16 protein-coding genes are annotated in these 20,209 nt (G+C 42.8%); all 16 read right to left on the bottom strand.

Features of this window, described 5'->3' with window-relative positions; translation table 11 throughout:
• Positions 1-3: 3 nt before the first annotated feature.
• Complete coding sequence (locus Q0577_RS22610; RefSeq protein ID WP_298740359.1) at positions 4-1,575, bottom strand: hypothetical protein; 1,572 nt, start codon at positions 1,573-1,575, stop codon at positions 4-6.
• 61 nt (positions 1,576-1,636) lie between these two features.
• The gene (locus Q0577_RS22605) at positions 1,637-2,299 is read right to left on the bottom strand and encodes a sugar transferase (protein ID WP_298740358.1); all 663 of its coding nucleotides are present in this window, start codon (positions 2,297-2,299) and stop codon (positions 1,637-1,639) included.
• 4 nt (positions 2,300-2,303) lie between these two features.
• Positions 2,304-3,521, bottom strand: coding sequence for a UDP-N-acetylglucosamine 4,6-dehydratase (locus tag Q0577_RS22600; protein WP_298740357.1), 1,218 nt, complete (start codon positions 3,519-3,521; stop codon positions 2,304-2,306).
• A gap of 19 nt (positions 3,522-3,540) precedes the next feature.
• Entirely contained in the window at positions 3,541-4,431 is an 891-nt protein-coding gene (locus Q0577_RS22595; protein WP_298740356.1) for an NAD-dependent epimerase/dehydratase family protein, read from the bottom strand.
• Between the two features lie 30 nt (positions 4,432-4,461).
• Positions 4,462-5,292, bottom strand: coding sequence for a glycosyltransferase (locus Q0577_RS22590; RefSeq protein ID WP_298740355.1), 831 nt, complete (start codon positions 5,290-5,292; stop codon positions 4,462-4,464).
• 115 nt (positions 5,293-5,407) lie between these two features.
• The gene (locus Q0577_RS22585; RefSeq protein ID WP_298740353.1) at positions 5,408-6,577 is read right to left on the bottom strand and encodes an acyltransferase; all 1,170 of its coding nucleotides are present in this window, start codon (positions 6,575-6,577) and stop codon (positions 5,408-5,410) included.
• 48 nt (positions 6,578-6,625) lie between these two features.
• Positions 6,626-8,404: a DUF4838 domain-containing protein gene (locus Q0577_RS22580; RefSeq protein ID WP_298740352.1), complete on the bottom strand. Its 1,779-nt coding sequence runs from the start codon at positions 8,402-8,404 to the stop codon at positions 6,626-6,628.
• 161 nt (positions 8,405-8,565) lie between these two features.
• Positions 8,566-9,366 (bottom strand): glycosyltransferase family A protein, encoded by an 801-nt coding sequence (locus Q0577_RS22575; protein WP_298740351.1) that lies wholly within the window; start codon positions 9,364-9,366, stop codon positions 8,566-8,568.
• Entirely contained in the window at positions 9,350-10,678 is a 1,329-nt protein-coding gene (locus tag Q0577_RS22570) for a hypothetical protein (RefSeq protein WP_298740350.1), read from the bottom strand. Before Q0577_RS22570 ends, Q0577_RS22575 begins: the two co-directional genes overlap by 17 nt.
• Positions 10,668-11,810: a glycosyltransferase gene (locus Q0577_RS22565; RefSeq protein WP_298740348.1), complete on the bottom strand. Its 1,143-nt coding sequence runs from the start codon at positions 11,808-11,810 to the stop codon at positions 10,668-10,670. Before Q0577_RS22565 ends, Q0577_RS22570 begins: the two co-directional genes overlap by 11 nt.
• A 12-nt stretch (positions 11,811-11,822) precedes the next feature.
• Positions 11,823-12,830, bottom strand: coding sequence for a glycosyltransferase (locus tag Q0577_RS22560; protein WP_298740347.1), 1,008 nt, complete (start codon positions 12,828-12,830; stop codon positions 11,823-11,825).
• Positions 12,831-12,842: 12 nt separating this feature from the next.
• Entirely contained in the window at positions 12,843-13,832 is a 990-nt protein-coding gene (locus Q0577_RS22555) for a polysaccharide pyruvyl transferase family protein (RefSeq protein WP_298740346.1), read from the bottom strand.
• 24 nt (positions 13,833-13,856) lie between these two features.
• Positions 13,857-15,269: an oligosaccharide flippase family protein gene (locus Q0577_RS22550; protein WP_298740345.1), complete on the bottom strand. Its 1,413-nt coding sequence runs from the start codon at positions 15,267-15,269 to the stop codon at positions 13,857-13,859.
• 46 nt (positions 15,270-15,315) lie between these two features.
• Positions 15,316-16,398: a lipopolysaccharide biosynthesis protein gene (locus tag Q0577_RS22545; protein WP_298740344.1), complete on the bottom strand. Its 1,083-nt coding sequence runs from the start codon at positions 16,396-16,398 to the stop codon at positions 15,316-15,318.
• Positions 16,399-16,441: 43 nt separating this feature from the next.
• The gene (locus Q0577_RS22540) at positions 16,442-17,737 is read right to left on the bottom strand and encodes a nucleotide sugar dehydrogenase (protein ID WP_298740343.1); all 1,296 of its coding nucleotides are present in this window, start codon (positions 17,735-17,737) and stop codon (positions 16,442-16,444) included.
• 5 nt (positions 17,738-17,742) lie between these two features.
• Positions 17,743-20,172 (bottom strand): SLBB domain-containing protein, encoded by a 2,430-nt coding sequence (locus Q0577_RS22535; RefSeq protein WP_298740342.1) that lies wholly within the window; start codon positions 20,170-20,172, stop codon positions 17,743-17,745.
• Positions 20,173-20,209: the final 37 nt, after the last annotated feature.

Here is a 20,209-nt window from a genome sequence, read left to right as displayed (position 1 = left end):
GCGTTAAAAATCGTAATACAATTGCCTGAACGTGCTACGCAATCCTACCTGGAATATAAGCTCACTGGTGCGGCCAAGGTCATTGCTTTCCCGGCGGGCAACTACGGATGCTTCCAGGCGCAGGTTATACTTCGGGTTCAGCAGAAAAGCGAGGGTGCCCTGCAGGTAAAGCAAATTAGTGGAAAGCCCGTTGCCGATCTTGTTATCATAATCCTGGGTACGGGTTTCGTATGATTTGAAGATATCCTTCCCGAAATTAGTACCAGCAGTGTCCAGTCCATAGTGAGCATACATTAATTCTCCACGCAGGAACCAGCGTTTATAACGGTAATCCGCAATATTGACCCACTCTACAAAATTGGCCCCCAGGGAGTGTGCAAGTGGCTGATTATAGTGTCCGTAGTTATTCAATGAAGTACGTTGTGAGTAGGTGAAAGGCCGGGCAGCGTTTACTTCTGTAAGACCATTCAGGTTGGCCACCTTAAAAAGGTTGTTAGAACGGAAGCCCAGCTGGCCTGCGAACTTATTACCCCACCAACCGTTTCCCTTGGTGAATTCGCTCAGTTTGAATTCGTCCAGGAGGAATTGACCATAAATGGCGCTGTTACGGCTCACGGCATACTTTGCATTCAGGCCTAGGATCGCATTATCTGAGGATCCTACAGAAAACTCAACCGGACGCAGGAATATGATAGGGTTGATATAGCTCATATCAAAACCCCGTTTACCTGTTGAATCTGAATCCTGCCAGATGACCCCGCCAAAGAGACCTAAAGAGATTTTCTTGCTTACATTCCAGTCAAGATAGTTGAACACGCCCCACTTTTTCCTGTATCCGTTATCGTAAGAGGCCTTGGGATAGCGCATGTCTATGAACTGGGCCCACATGGTGGTATATTGTATACGGCCAACGTTAGCTACTATTTTAAAAAAGGGGTAGTTGAAAGGTACATCAGATAGCAACATGGAGCGGTAGCCGTCGCCAATGAAGTTTTTGTCATATCCCAGTTGGAAGTCAAAATGTTTACCGGCTTTATAATTAATGAGGGCGGATGCGTAGGCGAAATCAAAAGCCTTGCCATTGCTATAATCCTTAAATTCCCCCTGCCCCGGCACTACACGCGTTGCACGGCCAAACTGGTCAACGTACTTAGGGAATTTTCCCTGGTTCTCATAAAACTCAGTATAGAAGGTAAGGTTATTGCCTATTTTACCACCCGCCACCACTCCACGGGTATTCAACCAGGTAGTACCGTTCCTATTGCTGTGACCTACCAGGAGATCGGGTAGGATACTAGCGTAAAACTCATAATCATCTCCTTTATATTCCAGCAGATGTTCCTGAAAAAGCTTACGGTGAAACCAGCTTTTTTTGCTGATAGTATCATCTGTTGGTAATGCAAACACGGGTTGCACCATGTAGTCTCTAAGGGAAGAATGATAACTGCTGCTATCCGATGTAGGCTGGTAAAAACCCAGTGAGTACTGGCGCCCGGCGCTTTGGGCGTGTACATCAATCATTGTCACAAGGGAGAAGATTGTCAGCAGGGCGAATACACGGAGTTTTGGAAGCATAAATAAATGTTTGTAAGCGAATGAGCAAAGATATGCATTAAATAAAACTTACACTCAAATGCTAGAACCGCCGTTCCGGCAGGTCTTTAAACACTTTATACACCAGTTCACTCTGGGGCGCAATGATTGCCCATACAGTCAGGAAAACGATCAATACATCTGTTTTAAGCGACTGGTGATCCTGGTACCACATTTCAAGCGCACCTTTGTAAGGTGCAATCACCCGGCCATAAAACTCAAAGGGAGGCTCTTTAGCCTCAGATATGAGTTTTTCCTCATCCCTGAAAATAATAGAACCTATTCCTGTAATACCAGGCTTCGAATTATAAATTCTGCTTTTGACATCTTCCGGATAAAAATCGAATGTTTTCTGTACAAGTGGTCTGGGCCCCACAAAACTCATATCTCCCTTTACAACGTTTATTATCTGAGGAAGCTCATTGATCTTGGTCATACGAAGCCACTTTCCAAATGGAAATACTCTCGGATCATTACGGGTTGTAATTGTGCCTGTACCAATGTTAGGGCTGTTTTTTAACATGGTGGCGAACTTAAATATGTCGAAATATTTATTCTTATAGCCTATACGTCTCTGTAAATAAAATATATACCCTTCACCCGTAAACTTTAAAATAATACAAATGGGTAACAAAATAGGGAGCAGCAATATTAGTAATATTGTAGATCCCGTCAGGTCAATCAGTCTTTTAATTACTTTGTACATATTCTTACATGTGTTGATCCAGGTTTTTGTTCTTTTCAATATGCTGGAACGTGGGCAGTAACCTGTTCAGCAGGTGAACAAGATCTTCCTTGGTTGCTTGTGCGCTGAAGGTACTTTGCAAGTCTGATATAATACTATCCAGTTCTTTTTGGTCTCTGCAGAATGCATTTTTGATTACTCCCAATGCGCTGAACCTATCCATATCCAGCTCTTCTTCTGCAGTGTAAAATTCTTCAAAAAGCTTTTCTCCTGATGTCTCGCTTTCAAAAAGATATAGCGGATAAGTATTGGAATTGTTACCAAGTGCTGCCGCTTTGGCTCTCGCTTCTTCTTCGGTTTTGCACACATCAGCCTGAAAGCCCAAATGTTGAAGGAATGCTTTGGCAATATCTGCAAAGTTCACCAGGTCCTTTTCGGGATCAAGCTTTGGAAAAAGAATTTCTCCTGAATTACCCAGCATACAGGCAATCAGGCAAATTTCTCCCGATTCGGCCGGAGAAACAAAATATCTCCTCACATCAGAGGGAGAGGATAACGGCTGTTTTTTCATTATTCTTTCAATGAAGCCCGCCGGAAGACTTCCATTAGAAAACGCAACATTTGCAAATCGTGCGGTTGATATCTTGATCTGGTTAGAATATGCGAGGATTACTTCCTCCATCAATTTCTTGGAGGCCCCCATAATATTTACGGGATTAGCAGCTTTGTCTGTAGATACGCAAAAGAAATGTTGCGGTGGGGTTTTCAGCAACATATCAAGGAACCTCTTTGCCTTCAGCACATTATTGTCGATCATCGCTTCGATGGAAAAGATGTCCTTTTCACTGCGTACATGTTTGTGTGCAGCGAAGTTTGCTACTATATCAAACGGGCCCTCATTCATGAAGACCTTTTCAAAGACCTTATCGCCAAAATTAATAGGGTAAGAAATAAAATTTTTCGGCAAACTTACGTCGTTCCGGCTTCTGCAATCACGTACCAGTTCTGTTAAACCGTTTTCATTAATATCAGCCACCACTAATTTGCCAGGTTTATAGCGAAGCAACGCCTTAATATAGGAGGAACCGATGGTACCGGCGCCACCTACAACCAGCACAGATTTGCCAGCTATTCTTTCAAACAGCTCGTCTTTGTAATTCTCGAGATCAGCAGCCAACAGACTTTCTTTTCTACCTGTTACCTTGGCCGCAATGAACTGCTCCAAATCTAGCAAAGCTTTCATATTTACGTGTATTTAGAATTTAAACTTTGGATTGAACTGAGGCTTTAAACCATTGAACCATTTCATGAATGCCGTCTTCAGTAGCGACGGGCGGAGTAAAATCAAGCGTCCGGTTGGTATTTTCGTTTTGTACAACAAATGACCCGTATAGTCTCGCGTACAAAGCAGGTTTCATTTTCCTGAGCAACATTTTAAAAAGCCCCGGCATGGCTACTGTATTGGCTCTTCTTTGCATGCTGTTTCGCATTGCCTTCACCAGCAAACCTGTAGATACTGGTTTAGCGTCACCTGCAACAAATATACCCTCTGCCTGACGTTCAATAATAGTATTGATCAACGCTATCAGATTATCCACAAACACAACACTCCGCTGATTGTCTGAACTGCCGAACGGAAGCGGCATACCTGAGTCAGACAAATGCAGCAGCTTCAGCATGTTACCCTTAACATGCGGTCCGTATACCAGGGGAGGCCTGACAATCGCCACCTTAAATGCCACTGATGACTGGCTTTGCAGCCATTGCTCTGCCATGAGTTTGCTTTTCCCGTAAGGATCGGTAGGATGACATGCTGATTTTTCATCAAATACCTGGTTAACTTCATCCCCGTATACCTTGGTTGAACTAATGTATATAAAGTGCCGTACACCCTGCTCTATTGCGTGAACAGCAAGCAGCCGGGTAAGGTCATAATTTACATCATAATAAATCTTATCCGGTATAGGAGTCATTTCATGGGCCTTTCCAGCCAGGTGAACAACAACGTCAACCCCGTTCCAGCTGACCTGATCGAACCTGGGTTCCCGAAGGGACAGTGGAATTATTTTATAGCGCGTCTTGTTATATTCTACAAATCTGCTACCGACAAACCCACCCGCTCCCGTAATAATGATTACATACTCTTTCTTCATATGGTGTAACCAGGTTTTAATGATCGTTTTTCAGCGGCCCATCTTAGCTGTGAGCATACGATCAGATCTTTTATTACCGTTCCTATACCATCCCCATTTACTAAAGTAGACAAAAGCACTTTTCATAAAAATGATCATCAGCTTAAAGCTTTTATGTGCTCCTCTGGCATAGTGATGATAGATAACTGCATGCGGGAAATATAAGGTTTTATAATATTTTGCAATTCTCCTGGTAAGGTCCGCATCTTCAAAATACATAAAGATCCGGTCGTCAAAATATCCTGCTTTTTTAAGCGCAGCTGTTCGTATAAACATGAAACATCCGGATAAAAAAGTTGATTCCATGATTTGGTTGTAATCCCTGTCCTTATATTCAAATGCATCCAGTCTTTTTCTAAAAGGTCCTAATAGAAATGAAGGCACGAACCTTCTCAAAAAAAGGTCCAGTGGTGTGGGATCCAGCTTACAAAGATGTTGTACGGAGCCGTCAGGATATAACACTTTGGGTAATAGCTGTCCTACATCGGGCGTTTTCTCCATAAAATCATACAAGATCTCCACCTGCCCCTCGTTAAAATAAACGTCTGGATTGAGCACTATATGATAGGGCGCTTCGTCTACCACGGTTCTCAAGGCAATGTTATGGGCTTTTCCAAAACCGAGGTTTGCACCATTGTATATATATTCTATTCTCGGATCCGCAATAAAGTCTGCCAGGTCCGTTTCAAGAATCCTGTCCGGAGAATTGTCGAGTAGATATAATTTAATCCTTTTCCTGGTTTTCAAAAAACTGCTGATGGCAGCCTTTACAACCTCATTATTTTTATAAAGAACTATAGATGCAGTAACATCGTATTCCATATATCCTTTTACATTATTACCCCAAAAAAGGGTAAAATTAGGAAATATAATCCGAAATTATTTGACTGAAAATCAATAGGTAAGGATTTATTAAAGTCGACAATACATGAAAAGGTCAGGCAGATAGTGCTGTCCCGGCCTTCTTAAACAGTTGCTTGTACCAGTCCTTTTTCATGCAGGGCCGTTCTATTAAAACGAAAAAAACACTGCTGAACATCAGGATGAAGACCAAAAGGATTGCTCCGTGAATGATGCTGTCTAAAAAGTACCACCGTGTAAACTGAAAACGGACAGTGTAATTCCCGATCATCGATATTATCGCGTAGTGCAATAAATAGATACTGTAACACATACCTCCGATAGTGGTTAACCATTGATTGCTAAAGACCTCTTTCCAAAACGAAGTAAAGAACACAAGGTAATAGAACAGGAAAATAATGAACGGCAGGATAAAGGCCCAAAGCCAGCGGTAAACCATGTCAGCCTGGGCATCTATATGTACCAGCCATATACTGGCCAACAGCACACATCCTCCTCCTATAGCTACAGGACCGGGTATATGTTGTTGCCGCGGAACCAGGTAAAAATCAACTAACAGAAAACCAATAAGAAAAAACTGGATGTCATTATACAGGGACCGGAATGCCGGCTGGTAAAAATGCTGAAGCATCACAAAAATCAAGATAGCGCCGACTATCAAACACCGTCTTGCCCATGGAACCCTGAGCTTAAACAACAGCGCAAGCAATGGCGCAATAATATAGAACTGAACCTCTATTTCCAGGCTCCAGGCCACTACATTTATAAGCGGTAGCACTTCCTTTCCGTAAACGAGGTTATGAGTATAAGTAAGTGAGGCGGCAAGGCTCGGGAACAATTCTTCCAGCGTATACTTATGAACAACAAAAACATTTGCCAGGAAGAGCATGATCATTACCAGGATATATGGTGGCTCCAGACGGGTAATTCTCCGTATAAAATAATGCTTCAGGGATGGGAGCGTTGCTCCCTGTATATAATGCCTGGCAAACGGGAGGGCAAGGATAAAGCCACTGATCGCAAAAAAAAGAGGAACCCCATAATATCCGTTAGCAAGTGCCCTGCCAATGAAAGGATAACTTCCATCGTTATATACATGATGGTTCTTTTCCCCAAGGAAAAGGTGCAAATGGTATAAAATTACCGACGCTATCGCTATGAATCGCAAACCATCTATTTCTGGGATAAACTTGCCGGATGAAGTTGTACGCTGTAATCTTTTTAAGATTAGTTGGCTTTTTGACATAAACAGGGAATATATACAGCTGCTATAGTTTACTTAAACGGGCGCAAGTTATTTCATTTTTTGTAAAAAACCCGTAACAGGCTCCTGCTTACTATCCTTCAGATATTGGATACCCGCACCTTTTACGCGCTGGCTGAACCTCTCCTGTACCTTATCTATATTAATACCAGCTTCGGAAACCCGTGGTTGATTGCTGTTGAACAGTGTGCGGGCCATACGTCCTGCAGTAGATGAACCCGCATTGAATGATTTAAGAATAATATAGTCTACCGGAATTCTGGCCAGTCTGACACGGTCCAGGTACACCTGGTTATTGGAAACAGCATTCTCTGCCTTCTGCAATATTTCGTCGTACTGTCTAAGATATGAAGACTGTAGGAATGATGAGCTGTAAGCAAGCGCATCTGCGCTTAATTTCAACGTCGCTTTCTCTTTAAACAGATTGGTTCTCATTGTATTGATGTAATTCAATATAGCACCCGAAGCCGGGCCATAAAACCCATTGCAAAAGTCGTTTACCAAACTATCCTGATTAAGGTTAGGCTTCCAGAGCAATTTTGACAATACAAATGTCTTCAATTCTTTCATATCACCCCCTGCCTGATTGATACCTTGCGCCAATACATACTTAACCCCACTCTTCTCGTAGAACCGGAAGTTCTCTGAAAAAGTTTGAAGATTGGGATACGGTGCCAGCACATCCTGGTAATTGGCATAATAGTCCCAAACAAAAAGATTCCTGTTTGTAAGGTTTCCCCACTGCCGCATGTAATCTGCATAGATTTTATTATGTGGATTTTTCTCAAAGCTCAGTTCCCGGGTTGTCTTGGAAGGAGCATAGACAATAAGCACATTTGCTGCCGGTTTAATATTGGAAGGAGGTTGAATCGTTTCCCGGAAGGCGAAAGTTGCAATTGTTTTATCAGGAAACACTTTCGCAACGTCATTTATAGCCTCCAACAGTAAGCCGCTCTTGGCGCCATACTTCTTATACGCCGCCTGACATTGGTCGCACTGGCAAAAGATACCCTCGTCCTCCTGCCCAACCATCCAGTATTCTGCATTAGGCTTCTGCTGCATCCGCTTCCTCAGGCCATCTATAATTATCTGACGGATCGCTTTGTTGCTAAAGCATAGCTGCGAAGGAGTCCTTTTGCCATTTACTACTGAGTAATATTCGGGATGCTGTTTATAGAAGGTTGCGGGAGGCACCAGCCAGAAGGATGAATGACCAAACAATCCCCAATCCGTATTTTTATTTTCCATTATATGGGTGATCTTATGCCAGTCCATATACAGATCATCATAAGCTATACTGGAGAAATTATCCCGTATTTTGAAAACAGGGTTCTCAACAATATCGGTGTTTCCCGGAACGGTCACATTGTCTGTCTTGGGAATATTCATTGCACCAGGGGTATAATAATTGATATGAAGGAATTTCTCAAGGAAGCTATACACGCCATATAAGGTTCCCCTCTTCATCTCCCCTGCTATATATAATGATCCGTTACGGGCCCTGATAGCAAAACCGTCATTAGTTACACCTGCTGTAATCCTCTTCTGCTTGGTCTCTTTGGTTCCTCCTATATAGATCGCATTCCGGGACGCACTCTGCCCTTCATTCTTTATTGGCAGCTGAACGCCGGTGGCTTTTGAAAAATATTTCTGAAGTTCAGTGGCTGCTGTTTGCTCAACCTTGGATGCTTGCGCCGGGATAACAATTTGATAGGCGCTTTTATTACTCTGGACAAGGGCTAGGTTTTGTCCGTTGATACTATTACATCCCATTAAAAGGATGCTAAGCATAGTGCAGAGATGTCTCATATTTCTAATGCTTTATCCTGGAATACATTAAATGCCTTCTAATATGTAATATGGTTAAGCTTCTATGGACACAAAAAAAGAGCCAATATTATATGGTGTACAATGCGGATTGGTTAGGTACGCCCTCATCAGAATACATCATAACTATTTCATTGTCAATACTATTTTTGTCTTAATTTAACTATGAGTATCCTGCGGAGGTATTTAAAGTAAGAATATGTTAACGCAAAATAACACTCCAGCCTTCCAATTACCCCCAGCTCATGTGCTTTCCGGATATTCTTAAGCTCGCCCCTTTCCATTTCCCGAAGGTTAGAGGATAAACCGGAAAATCCAAAATGCGGCTTGTTTCTCCCGGTGATTACCAGGCTTTGGTTCAATAATACACAGTGATGGTCTTTGCAAACCCTGATCCAAAAATTGCCTTCTTCAGAATAACGCTGACTTTCTTCAAAATAACCCACTTTATCCAGAATCGACCGTTTGAAGATGACCGTAGGAGTAACAAAAAAATTCTTATACAGCAATAACCTGGACGATATAGGCGTGAGGTTTGCAAACTTTTTAAAAAAGAAACGTTTGAAATGTTCGTCATTCCGGTTTGTGCCGAGAAAATCAATATCCGGATGCCTGTTAAGGATCTCGAGCTGAGTAGCCAGCTTATCAGGCAGCCATTCATCGTCAGCGTCCAATAAAGCTATGAGGCTTCCCTGGGCTTTCCGCATGCCGGCATTCCGGGCTGAGGACGCCCCGCCATTAGGCTTATCGATTAGTGTGATTTTTTCATCTTTAAACTCTTCAATAAGATTTTGAGCTACAGCTAAAGAATCATCGCGTGATCCATCATTGACAATAATTATTTCAAAATCTTTGACGGTTTGGCGTAGTACAGACTCTACTGTCCCTCTGATGGTATCAGCGGCATTGTATAAGGGTATAATGACACTAACTAGCGGCTTCATATTGATGATTGATATTTTGATCTGCACATTTATATCTGATAATATAGTAAAATAAAATACTTAGATAAAATGTGTCGGTAAATCCCTTTACATTCAATGTGAGTAAGAAAATAAACGAGCATATAAAAAACCTAAGCAGAAAATGGCTATGCCTGTTGATATAACTGCATACTGCTATAGGGAGAAACTGAATAAGCAGGTAAACAATTGTTCCGGGAATACCAAAATAGTAGATTAGCCGCAGGTAGCCTACATCAGTGCCCATGTAATATCGCGCAGGATCAAGCGGATTCATATAATAGCCGTCACCCATCACATAGGTGCTTAGGTTCTCCGGCCAGATAAACATATCTTTTAACTCATCTGTAGATGCCGACTTTACACCCTCTCCCTGGGCATAATTAATAAACAGCTCAAAGCCAAATTCCGTGGCATTTGATAAAAGCTCTCTTGATTCCTTTGACAGTAAAAAAACCATGGAACCCATTAGCATAAGAATCACCAAAAGGCTGCCCAGGAATTTAAAAACACTTTTTGATATGGTTATCCTGGTAATGGAGGAAGGCCAAAATAACAGTGCTAAAGCCATGATCATTCCGATCAGGGTAGTTCTTGCCATCATCGTGCCCAGCACGAATAATAATATAAAAGCAACTGCATAAAAAAAGATCATAGCAGGTTTGTGACGTCTGACCCTGAGAAGTGTGGCCAATAGAAACAACATATACCCATGCACGATCCCTGATCCAAAAAAGTTCGACCCAAATCCTACCAACCTGAAGCTCGTAAATCCGCCAAGACGCTCATCGGTTAACTCATCAATATTCTGTATGCCAATTAGAATATTGTACAATGCAGGAGACAGAAACATTCCAAGGGAAATCAAAACCTGCATCAGGCCGGCAATAATAACATAATTCCCTACAACATAAAAAGACGGCTCTTTATACACTTTCTTAAAAGCCCAGACAACAAAGTAGCCCGATAACAGCATATATATAAATGACCCTGCATACTTGATAAAGGATGCATCATTTGTAGCATTAACAAACATACTAAAACCCGAAACCAATGCCAACAATATAATCAACAGGCTTAACAAAATGATCTCACGATGTATGCGTATGTTGCCGGCAACATGATCTTTTAACACCTGTATAGACAGTAATACCATACCAAACAAAGTGAACAGTATCCTCGAACCTATACCTGCCGGCAACCCTTTCAAAGGAACTGAATAGATATAAAAGAAAACTATTAACTGCAATAAAATTATGCTTATGGCATTATGGTAAGTACGTTTAACTTTCATAATAGGTAATATGACCGTTTACACTTCTTTCCAGCGAAAACTGTTGTGCTGTCTCCCGTGCTTTAACTCCCAATGCCGTCCGAAGCTCGTTGTTTCGCATAACAAGCAATAACATAGACGCCAAAGTATCACTGTCAAACGTCGGGTATAGCACCCCGTTATTCATATGATCAATAAACTCATTAAAAACCTGGATGTCGGATGCAACCACAGGTATTCCCATCGCCATCATCTCAATCAAACCTATACCAAAACCCTCATATTCAGAAGGGAATGCACCAATATCGGCAACCGACAATATTTCGGGGATATTGGTAACATTACCAAGCAGCACTACACTTCTCTCAAGCTGGTTTTCCTGAACATAGTTTTCAATGGCCGTTCGCATTTCTCCATCTCCTGCAAAAACAAGTTTCACCCCTTCTTCTTCGGCACGTATCTTTTTAAACGCCTTTAAAAGAGTGATATGGTTTTTACCAGGCACAAGCCTGGCGGGATAAACAATCGCCAGTTCATTTTCGCTCAGTCCCAGCTTTTCTTTAGAGTAACTGTACTTATTCCTGTCGAATACTTTCAGGTCTACCCCATTGGGAATACACCTGCTTTCAAAAGCGTAATTCTTATAAAACTTCTTATTATTGTCATTGATTTCGGCAGAAACTCCTATTAATTTGGGCTTTGCCAACAAAAATGAAACCTTCTCAAACAGACGTTTTATTCTCGAAGAAAAACTGTGATTACTATAGTGAAGCCCTGAAGTATGAATGGAATGAAAAATCTTTGCAGATACTTTAGAGCCCTTGATGGCTATGTTTGCAAGAAGTAACCGGTGGATATTGGAGTGTGTATGAATAATATCAGGATTATATTGCTTTATATACGAAATCAGCCGCGGCACACCTTTAAACAGGAATAAAACAGACCTGAGACCAATAATATCTCTCTCAGGGAAAGGTAAAGCATAAAACCCGATATTTGAGTTCAGCTGACTTTTAAAAGGATTATTATCACAAGACAACGTTACAAACGTTATGCTGTATTTCTCCGGGTCAAAAGAATTACATAGATCAACTACGATCCTTTCCCTTCCTCCTACACATAACGAATCCAGGATGACTAGTACTTTTCGCATAACATTTAGCAACTATCCTATTTTACGTATTATATGTTTCATAGTATGTTTTGGAGACGCCGTAAACAATTGCCGGATCGCCACCAATTTAACATTTATGCCATTCCTGCTGCTTTTCACTATACTTAACAAGGCATTTGTATAGTATTTGTTGATGATCTCTCTAAATACACCTGTTGCATATTTACCACATACTTTGTTCCTGGCTATTAATCCGTTCTTCCAGCTCTTCAGCGTTTTCACATCATGCGCCGTAACCGGCACATCCCAATCGCCGATTATAAAGTTGATATGATGCCTTACATACTTCACGTCCAACCCCAGATATGCCGCATTATCCTCCAGAATTTTACAGAGCAATGCGCTATACATATCCCTTTTCTTACTGCTGTAGTTAGCGTCATGCATCCTGTACTTCAGGAGGTATTCCGGAATATTAGCTCCCTTACATAATTTGGACACCCTTATCCAGAGATCGTAGTCTTCGGCCGGCTCCATTCCTTCACGGTACCCGCCACACTCAATCAATACAGAGCGGCGGATCATTACAAGCGGATGAGCAACAGGTGTGCGGAACATTAGTTCAATGCGCCATTCTTCCGGATCAGTTGGACAAATATTCTTCCCTATGACTGCACCCTTGTCATTTATAAGTTGACAATCCGCTCCGCAAATACCAATATCGCTATGCTCATCCAATAATGCAACCTGCTTCGAGAGCCGGTCTGCCATACATATGTCATCGGCATCCATGCGGGCAATATAAACTCCCTCAGCAAGTTGCAAACCCCTGTTGAGGGTTTTGACTATACCTGAATTAACTTCATTTCTGAAATACTTAATCCTGCTGTCACTATAGCTTTTAATGATAGCAGCCGAATTATCAGAGCTGGCATCGTCAATAATAATCAGCTCAAAGTCGGAAAATGTCTGTGTTAAAACACTCTCTATTGCATGCCTCAGAAATTTATCACCGTTATAAACAGGCATCAACACCGATACTTTGGGTTTCAATATCATTATGCCGTACTATTATTTTAGTAGTTCAATGTTTTTAAATTCCTTTAACCAGGTATTATAGAACCCTTCTATTTTGCCGTAAGAATTATCCAGCAGCAACACTTTTTTATTTAACAACACAGCCAAAATTAACCCGTGTAGTCTCGTGGTCACTATCGTATCGTATTCATTTATGAACCGGATACCGGTCTCAATAAACTTCTTTCTGTTTCCGGACGATTTCAACCCGAACTCTGGGTTCACGAGGCGGTTGAGTACGGGAACATTTATAAGTTTACCAGATAACCGTTTTTCAATTATCTCCCCATACACTTTGTACATTGAAAAGGTGTCGCTGATATTATAGGTTGGCCAATCTTTGACGTCAGCCTCGCCGGTAATCTGTTTCTTTACATTGTTTTCATTAAAGCCATTGGCCAGTTCCTTATCTGTTCTCCGCATGATTAACGTTCTCCCTGTAACCCTTTCAGACAAATAGTTACTAAGGTCCATACAGAAAGCCATATCAGGGAGTAACAGCAATTTTTTTGTATCAATGACTTTACTCAAGGCATCTAGGGAAACCGTATCCCGCACACAGACATGTATGTCTTCATGAACGTTAAATATCTGCGCATCTCCCTTCAACAAAGATTTATCCTTATAAAAGATCGTTTGCGGAAAAACAATGATCCTGTTGTGCGGAAATTGCTTCACCACATCCAGCCTGAACTTTTGTACTTCAGGATAGATATCGCCAAAGTTACCTCCACCATGCAGAAGGATTACCGCATCTTTTGGTATCCTGTCCGGCAGGTATGTGTAATGGTTGCAGGAATAAACCATCTTGTACGGCACGTAGTCCTTCAGAAAATCAAGCTCCCCCTGCCATATAAGGTTATCGCCGATGTTACGGTGATTGGGAACATCGAGTAACACGTAGTTATTGTTTATCAAAGGCTGAAGCGCATCTGCAATTTTCTGCTTTAAGCCTTTTATCTTCTCTATATTATAAAACTGCATATACCTAAATAATTACCTAAAGTGTTATGATCGGCCCAATTTGGCCTTGATAAGGCCAAAGGTCTGCTGTAACATGGGCATATTAATGAAAAAAGTATAAAGTAATGATATAACCAATAGTACCCAGATCAGCAGGTCGCTTTCATATACATACAGCACAACAAATGAGCAGACAAACAAAATCAGGAACCCCATCAATGGCTTAAGTTCTAAACTTACCCGTAGATGCTTACGGGTATCAAATACCCTGATAAGATAAAGAGATATAAACCCAAGCAAGGTTCCTGTAGCCACACCAAAAAGCTTACAATACCTCACCAGCAGCAGTGCTACCAAAAGGTTAATTATTCCGGCCACCAATGTTGTCAAAAATATTTTCCTTGTACTCTTTAGGGTCAGGTAAATAGTGCCATAAAAACCGGAAAACGTTGAAAAGGCAACCGCAAGAAAGAGAATGGGCATATATCTCCAGGCATCGAAAAAACCAGGACTGATCAATATCCCGATTATAAATTTAGAGCACAATGCCAGCAGGAGAGCGGCAGAAAGCTGCATGATCACCATCTTGTTGAATACTTTTGAAAAAAAAGCATCCCTATCCTTGTGATGAAAATTAAGTATAGCGCTTTCCTGCCACGCCATAATCAACACTGAATCGATCATCACCATAATAGCCGGAAACCGGTTGGCCACACCGTAAATTCCATTTGCATCCATACCCAGGTATCCCAGAATAATATACTTATTCGCCGAACTTATCAGCCACCAGCTGATGGTGTTAGGTACCAGCGGCCAGGAATATTTCAACAGCTCGCCAATCTGCTTTATTGAAAACCTGTGTAGTTTAAAATACCTAAACAGATTTTTCTTATATACTAAAAAAATGCTCGCTGCAATATTTGCAAAAATAGTAGAGATGAACAGCGCCGTTACTCCCATACTGAACACCGTCAGCAACAGCACATTAAATATGAGCAACACGGCCGAGAAAATGATACCGCTCATAGCAAATAGCCTGTTCTCCTGCAATCCACGAACACTTAGCTGTATTACAGGCAATATGGCGGAGGTAGCCAGCAAAACCAGCAGTACCCCATACTGCCGCAATCCGAAAAAAAGACCTGTCAGTAAAACCAATGCAGCGATCACGATATTGAAAAACACCAGCAACCAGGCATTGGTTATCACGCTTTCCTTTAATTCCTCATTGTCTTTTGAGTCCAGAAGCCATCTGAAAATACTGTCTGAAAGCTGCATGGTGATAAGGGGTACAAGCAATGTGACAGTGGTCACAACAAGGTCATAAAATCCAAACTCGTCTTTGCTGAGATAATAACTGTAGAGAGGAACCATAATAAAACTCAGGACGCGTGAGCCGAGGTTGCCAATCGCATAAATTATGGTGTTCCTGATTATTTCTCTGCCCCTTTCTTCCATCTTTACAAACAGCTTGGTTAATCACTTTACATGTATATGGTGGCGTTTAGCCTCTACCTCTCATAGTGTCGCTATAGATTTTACGGGCAAGCAGAAATACCACTATTAGAAATCCTCCCAAAATTCCTCCAAGTATAATTCCCTTTGCCTTACCCAACCGCTCCTTCTTCAGTGGCAGAATGGGCCTGTCCACAATCTGTATAACGGGGGTTTCCTGCGCCATGGCGATCTTGCTTAGCTCAAGATTCTTAACCACCTCCGCATACATAGTCTGCAACATAAATTTGTCTCTTACTGCCAGCTCAGTATTCACTCCGGCAGCTTGTCTGGCAGGATTAAGGTTCAGATCTTGTATGGCCGCCGCTGAATAAGTCTTGCGGTTCAACAGCTTCTCCAGTGAATCTGCCTGTTGCTGCAGCCTGTCAATATTGATCTTATTATGCCTGGTCTTTGTATCAATATAGAAACTGCCTGCCTGATCTACGATATGCTGTATAAATACCTTCGAGAAAACCTCGCTGGCAGAGATACACTGGACTTTAATAAAGCTTAACTTCTTATCCAGCTTTTCTACTTTGTACTTTCCTTTTACAATCTGTTCGTGGATAACATTCAACACGCTATCCTGCACTAAAGAAAATCCTTCCCTGGTTTCGGTAACAGGGAACTTCAATGTTCTCAGTTCCGGGCGTTTCCACTTATCACGCAGTTCATAAGCATCAATATACAATTCCGCCAGGCTCATGGTCTTTCCCTGATATGTAACGGATGAAAGCAGGGCTCGTTCAATCATCAACCTTGATTTTAAAAACTCTATTACATTGTCTCCCTCAAAAACACCGGTTCCACTGCCTCTGCCGCCAAGATCAATACCAAACTGGCTCGCCAGACCTGCGTAAGCGCTTAAGGGACTTGAAGAGTTATCCTCTACAACAAAAGTAAGCTCTCCCTTATAATCCGGTTTGTCCAATAATGACATAGTAAGGCCAATACCAGCGCCAACCAATCCCACAATTATTATGGTAAGCCACTTACTCAACAGGTATTTCCACCAATCCTGTATTTTCAGTATCAGGTCTTTTAGTGTTACTTCATCTTCCTGAAAATGCTGTTGTCTGGTATTTTCCATTTTTTATCGTAAAATGAACTATGATTTGCCGATCCAATAATTATTATAGCCTGGCATCCACAATCTCTCTGTTAAGAAAAGCCTTTGTATCAAATACCACCGCGTTATTACTGCTCTTTAATGCGCTATAATCCAGTTTTCTGAATGCTTCATGGGCAACTGCCAGAATAATAGTATCATACCTTTCATTCAATTCATGCACCAAAGCAAGCTCATAAGCTACTTCCACATCTTCCTTTATGGCATAGGGATCATATACATGTACCTCCAGTCCGAACTGCTGCAGCTCCCGGTAGATGTCGATTACCCGCGAATTTCTTATATCGGGACAGTTCTCTTTGAAGGTGATACCTAGTATCAGGGCCCGGGCGCCCTCTATTTTATGCCCCTTGCGGATCATCAGTTTGACAACTTTGTTCGCTATAAACATACCCATATTGTCGTTCACCCGGCGTCCGGACAAAATGACGTGAGGATGATATCCCAGCGATTCAGCCTTATAAGTAAGATAATACGGGTCCACTCCTATACAGTGTCCTCCGACGAGCCCGGGTTTAAACTTTAGAAAATTCCACTTGGTAGCCGCAGCATCAATAACATCCATCGTGTCAATGCCCATTCGATCAAATATCAACGCAAGTTCATTCACAAAACTAATATTCAGATCCCGCTGCGCGTTTTCGATCGCCTTGGAAGCCTCCGCTACCTTGATGCTGGGCGCCTTATATGTGCCAGCCTCGATGATGTTGCGGTAAAGCAGATCCACTTTCTCGGCTGCCTCAGGAGTAGAGCCTGAAGTTACCTTTTTAATACTAGTAAGCGTATTGATTTTATCTCCGGGATTAATTCTTTCGGGAGAATACCCGCAGTAAAAATCAACATTATACCGGAGCCCCGACACCTTTTCCAGCAGCGGTACACAGTCTTCCTCTGTGCAGCCCGGATATACCGTAGATTCATAGATCACAATATCGCCAGGCTTTAAAACGCCGGCAACCGTCTCGGTGGCAGACAAAAGAAAACGCAGGTCCGGGCTTTTGAACTGGTTGACGGGCGTAGGTACTGTTACAATAAATATTTTGCAGCGCCTTAGCATTTCCCGGTCAGAGGATAGCACCAATCCTTTATCCTGGTCCTCTTCGTTCTTCTGCAGTACCACCCGGCTTAATTCTATGGGGTCCACTTCACCGGTATGGTCCTTCCCCTGCTGCAACGCCTTTACGCGCTTTTCGTCTATATCGAAACCCGTAACACGATACTTCTTCCCGAAGGCTACCGCAAGCGGTAAACCAACATAACCAAGTCCGATTATAGCAATTTCAGGCCTGAGAGCATCCATATTTTCTATTTAATCCTATCCAATAACGTCACAACAATCAAGGCTATTGACGCCAGACCGCTTGCTAACCCGATAGCCTCCTGCCCACTTAGCCCTTTACGCTCTCTTTTGGTAGGTACATATATTTCCGCTCCCGGCTTAACTTTCGGATAACTATTAAAGAACAGCACCTTACGGGTGTTTTTCACCTCACCGTTAGCATAAACTATGTAGCTCCTTCTCTTGAGCGCCTGGGTAGTAAACCCGCCGGCGCCACGGATGTAGTCTCTGAAACCAATATTCCTTTCAAAGCGTACTTTCTTCGGGAAGTATATCTCCCCAAATACCTGGACCGTCTGTAACTTCTTGGGAACTTTGAGAATATCCCCTTCTTCTACCAGCAGGTCGTATTTAGATCCGGGATTTTTCAGTATCTGGTCCAGGTTAATGCCCAGCAATTGTTCTTTACGCTCCATAGCGCTCTTCAACCGGAGAATGTCCGAGCTGTCCTGCATTTTATTATAGAACACCTCCAGCTTATTGGTGAGGTAAGCACTGTCCGACTCATTTACAAATGTTTTACGCAGCAATACTGCCCCTTCGGGATACGCTTCAGGGCGCAGCCCGCCGGCACGGCGGATCACGTCAGAAATACGCTCCCGCTTTGAGTTAATAGCATATTGCCCGGGGTATAAAACCTCGCCTCCTATCTGCATATTGGCTTGCTCCATGTAGGAGGGCGCTTTGCGCACCATTACCTCGTCAAAAGGCTGCAGGCCAAATGCTGCCGCACCGGGATTATTGGCCAGATCAGCATTGATATCAAACTGCTGGATGATCGCCATCCTGGTATCCGATGAATCTGCACCTGAACGTATACGTCTGGATATCTCCACATGTTTCAGAGATGCTGCATCTCTCAACCCCCCGGCTATCAATATCAGATCCTCCAGCTGCATACTATCCGCATACACATACTGTCCGGGTTGATTTACCTCTCCGTTTATCTTTACCTGGTACAATTCGCGCAGTCCCATCTTCGAGTATACAATCACGCTGTCCTCCCGCTGCAGGCGCAACTGCTGGCGGCCATTTACCACGTCAGCCACGTTAAAGCTGACCATGGCGGGGGTGTAATCTGCCTGCAGGCGGCGGATCACCCCGCGTGTAAGTGCCGCTTCCTCTTTTACGCCATCCGCCTTGCGGATAAGATCGCCTACCGTCATTCCCTCCTCAAGGGCATAATCACCCGGGTGGAACACTGCACCTGAAATGGTTACCCGGTTGGTAAAACGTGTCAATATTGAATCTACAAAAAACTGGTCGCCTGATTTTGGCTGAAAGCTGCTGATCTGGTCAGCGGGGATGTTTACTACCTCGCGCTGCCGGTTATTGATCCTGTTAGCACGGATAATCTCCCGGTAGGCTTTATCTGTATACCCGCCCGCATATTCCAATATCTGCTGCAGGGTTTCATTCTCCTTTGCTTCAAATATAGCCGGGCGTTTCACCTCACCTGTCAGTTCAACACGGGTTTTATACGGATTAACCTTTACAATATCCTGATCCTGCAATACAATGTTATTGGTAAGATCTCCCCGGGTAATAAAATCATACAGGTCAAATGTAGCCGCTGTTTGCCCATTGCGTATCACCTGGATGTTACGGAAAGAACCATTTTCACCCGGACCGCCAGATACATAAAGTGCGTTCGCTACCGTTGCAAGGCTTGGCAGGCTATATGTTCCGGGACGTTCAATTTCACCAATGAGCAATACACGTATACTGCGGATGTTGCCGAGAGACACCTGTACAAAGGTGTTTCCTGTTTTAATACCGCCATAAATGCTAGAAAGCTGCTTGGTGATACGAACGCGCGCCTCCTCCATTGTCAGTCCATTTACATAAACGGGGCCCAGGTAGGGAATGCGGATATATCCGTCAGGAGTTACTTTCAGCTGGTGCTGCACCTCAGAATAACCATATACGTCTATAAGTAACTCATCATTTGTGGCTATGCGGTAATTAGGGGGAGTAGGCATCCGTAGATTGGGCTCGAAGGTCAAATTCTTATTGCTGAACAACTCTGTACCAAAGATCTTTCTCCGCCGAAGTTCCCGTTCAAAATCCTCTTTACTCCTGAGGCGCCGAAGCCGCTGGTCCCAGTAATCAGTTGTATCATTTACCTGGCGGGACGATTCGTCAACGGTTTCTGTACTCGTGTCCCGTCCTGCATTATCCGCCAGTTCCTTATCCAGCCCCATTGCCTGTATCCTTGCCTTCAGCTTTGTCACCTCCGCATCCGGTATCCCATTCTGTGCCGCATACTCATCCACCTGGTCAAAAGTGATCTTATTCTTCTTCATTTCACTTACCAGCTGCCGTACCTGGTCGTCAGACAGCTGATCCACCTTTACCTGCTTCAACTGGTCCCTCGACATTGTAGCCGTTGGCACCTGAGCATGGGTAACACCTATAAACCCTATCAATAAA

The sequence above is a fragment of the uncultured Chitinophaga sp. genome (genome assembly GCF_937898475.1).
GTDB lineage: Bacteria > Bacteroidota > Bacteroidia > Chitinophagales > Chitinophagaceae > Chitinophaga.
The sequence above is the reverse complement of the archived record's forward strand: the minus strand, read 5'-3'. Positions and strand labels throughout refer to the sequence as shown.

Excerpts from the sequence above, each read along its gene's own strand:
- Q0577_RS22610 (WP_298740359.1), bottom strand. The coding sequence starts at position 1,575 with ATGCTTCCAAAACTCCGTGTATTCGCCCTGCTGACAATCTTCTCCCTT.
- Q0577_RS22605 (WP_298740358.1), bottom strand. The coding sequence starts at position 2,299 with ATGTACAAAGTAATTAAAAGACTGATTGACCTGACGGGATCTACAATA.
- Q0577_RS22600 (WP_298740357.1), bottom strand. The coding sequence starts at position 3,521 with ATGAAAGCTTTGCTAGATTTGGAGCAGTTCATTGCGGCCAAGGTAACA.
- Q0577_RS22595 (WP_298740356.1), bottom strand. The coding sequence starts at position 4,431 with ATGAAGAAAGAGTATGTAATCATTATTACGGGAGCGGGTGGGTTTGTC.
- Q0577_RS22590 (WP_298740355.1), bottom strand. The coding sequence starts at position 5,292 with ATGGAATACGATGTTACTGCATCTATAGTTCTTTATAAAAATAATGAG.
- Q0577_RS22585 (WP_298740353.1), bottom strand. The coding sequence starts at position 6,577 with ATGTCAAAAAGCCAACTAATCTTAAAAAGATTACAGCGTACAACTTCA.
- Q0577_RS22580 (WP_298740352.1), bottom strand. The coding sequence starts at position 8,404 with ATGAGACATCTCTGCACTATGCTTAGCATCCTTTTAATGGGATGTAAT.
- Q0577_RS22575 (WP_298740351.1), bottom strand. The coding sequence starts at position 9,366 with ATGAAGCCGCTAGTTAGTGTCATTATACCCTTATACAATGCCGCTGAT.
- Q0577_RS22570 (WP_298740350.1), bottom strand. The coding sequence starts at position 10,678 with ATGAAAGTTAAACGTACTTACCATAATGCCATAAGCATAATTTTATTG.
- Q0577_RS22565 (WP_298740348.1), bottom strand. The coding sequence starts at position 11,810 with ATGCGAAAAGTACTAGTCATCCTGGATTCGTTATGTGTAGGAGGAAGG.
- Q0577_RS22560 (WP_298740347.1), bottom strand. The coding sequence starts at position 12,830 with ATGATATTGAAACCCAAAGTATCGGTGTTGATGCCTGTTTATAACGGT.
- Q0577_RS22555 (WP_298740346.1), bottom strand. The coding sequence starts at position 13,832 with ATGCAGTTTTATAATATAGAGAAGATAAAAGGCTTAAAGCAGAAAATT.
- Q0577_RS22550 (WP_298740345.1), bottom strand. The coding sequence starts at position 15,269 with ATGGAAGAAAGGGGCAGAGAAATAATCAGGAACACCATAATTTATGCG.
- Q0577_RS22545 (WP_298740344.1), bottom strand. The coding sequence starts at position 16,398 with ATGGAAAATACCAGACAACAGCATTTTCAGGAAGATGAAGTAACACTA.
- Q0577_RS22540 (WP_298740343.1), bottom strand. The coding sequence starts at position 17,737 with ATGGATGCTCTCAGGCCTGAAATTGCTATAATCGGACTTGGTTATGTT.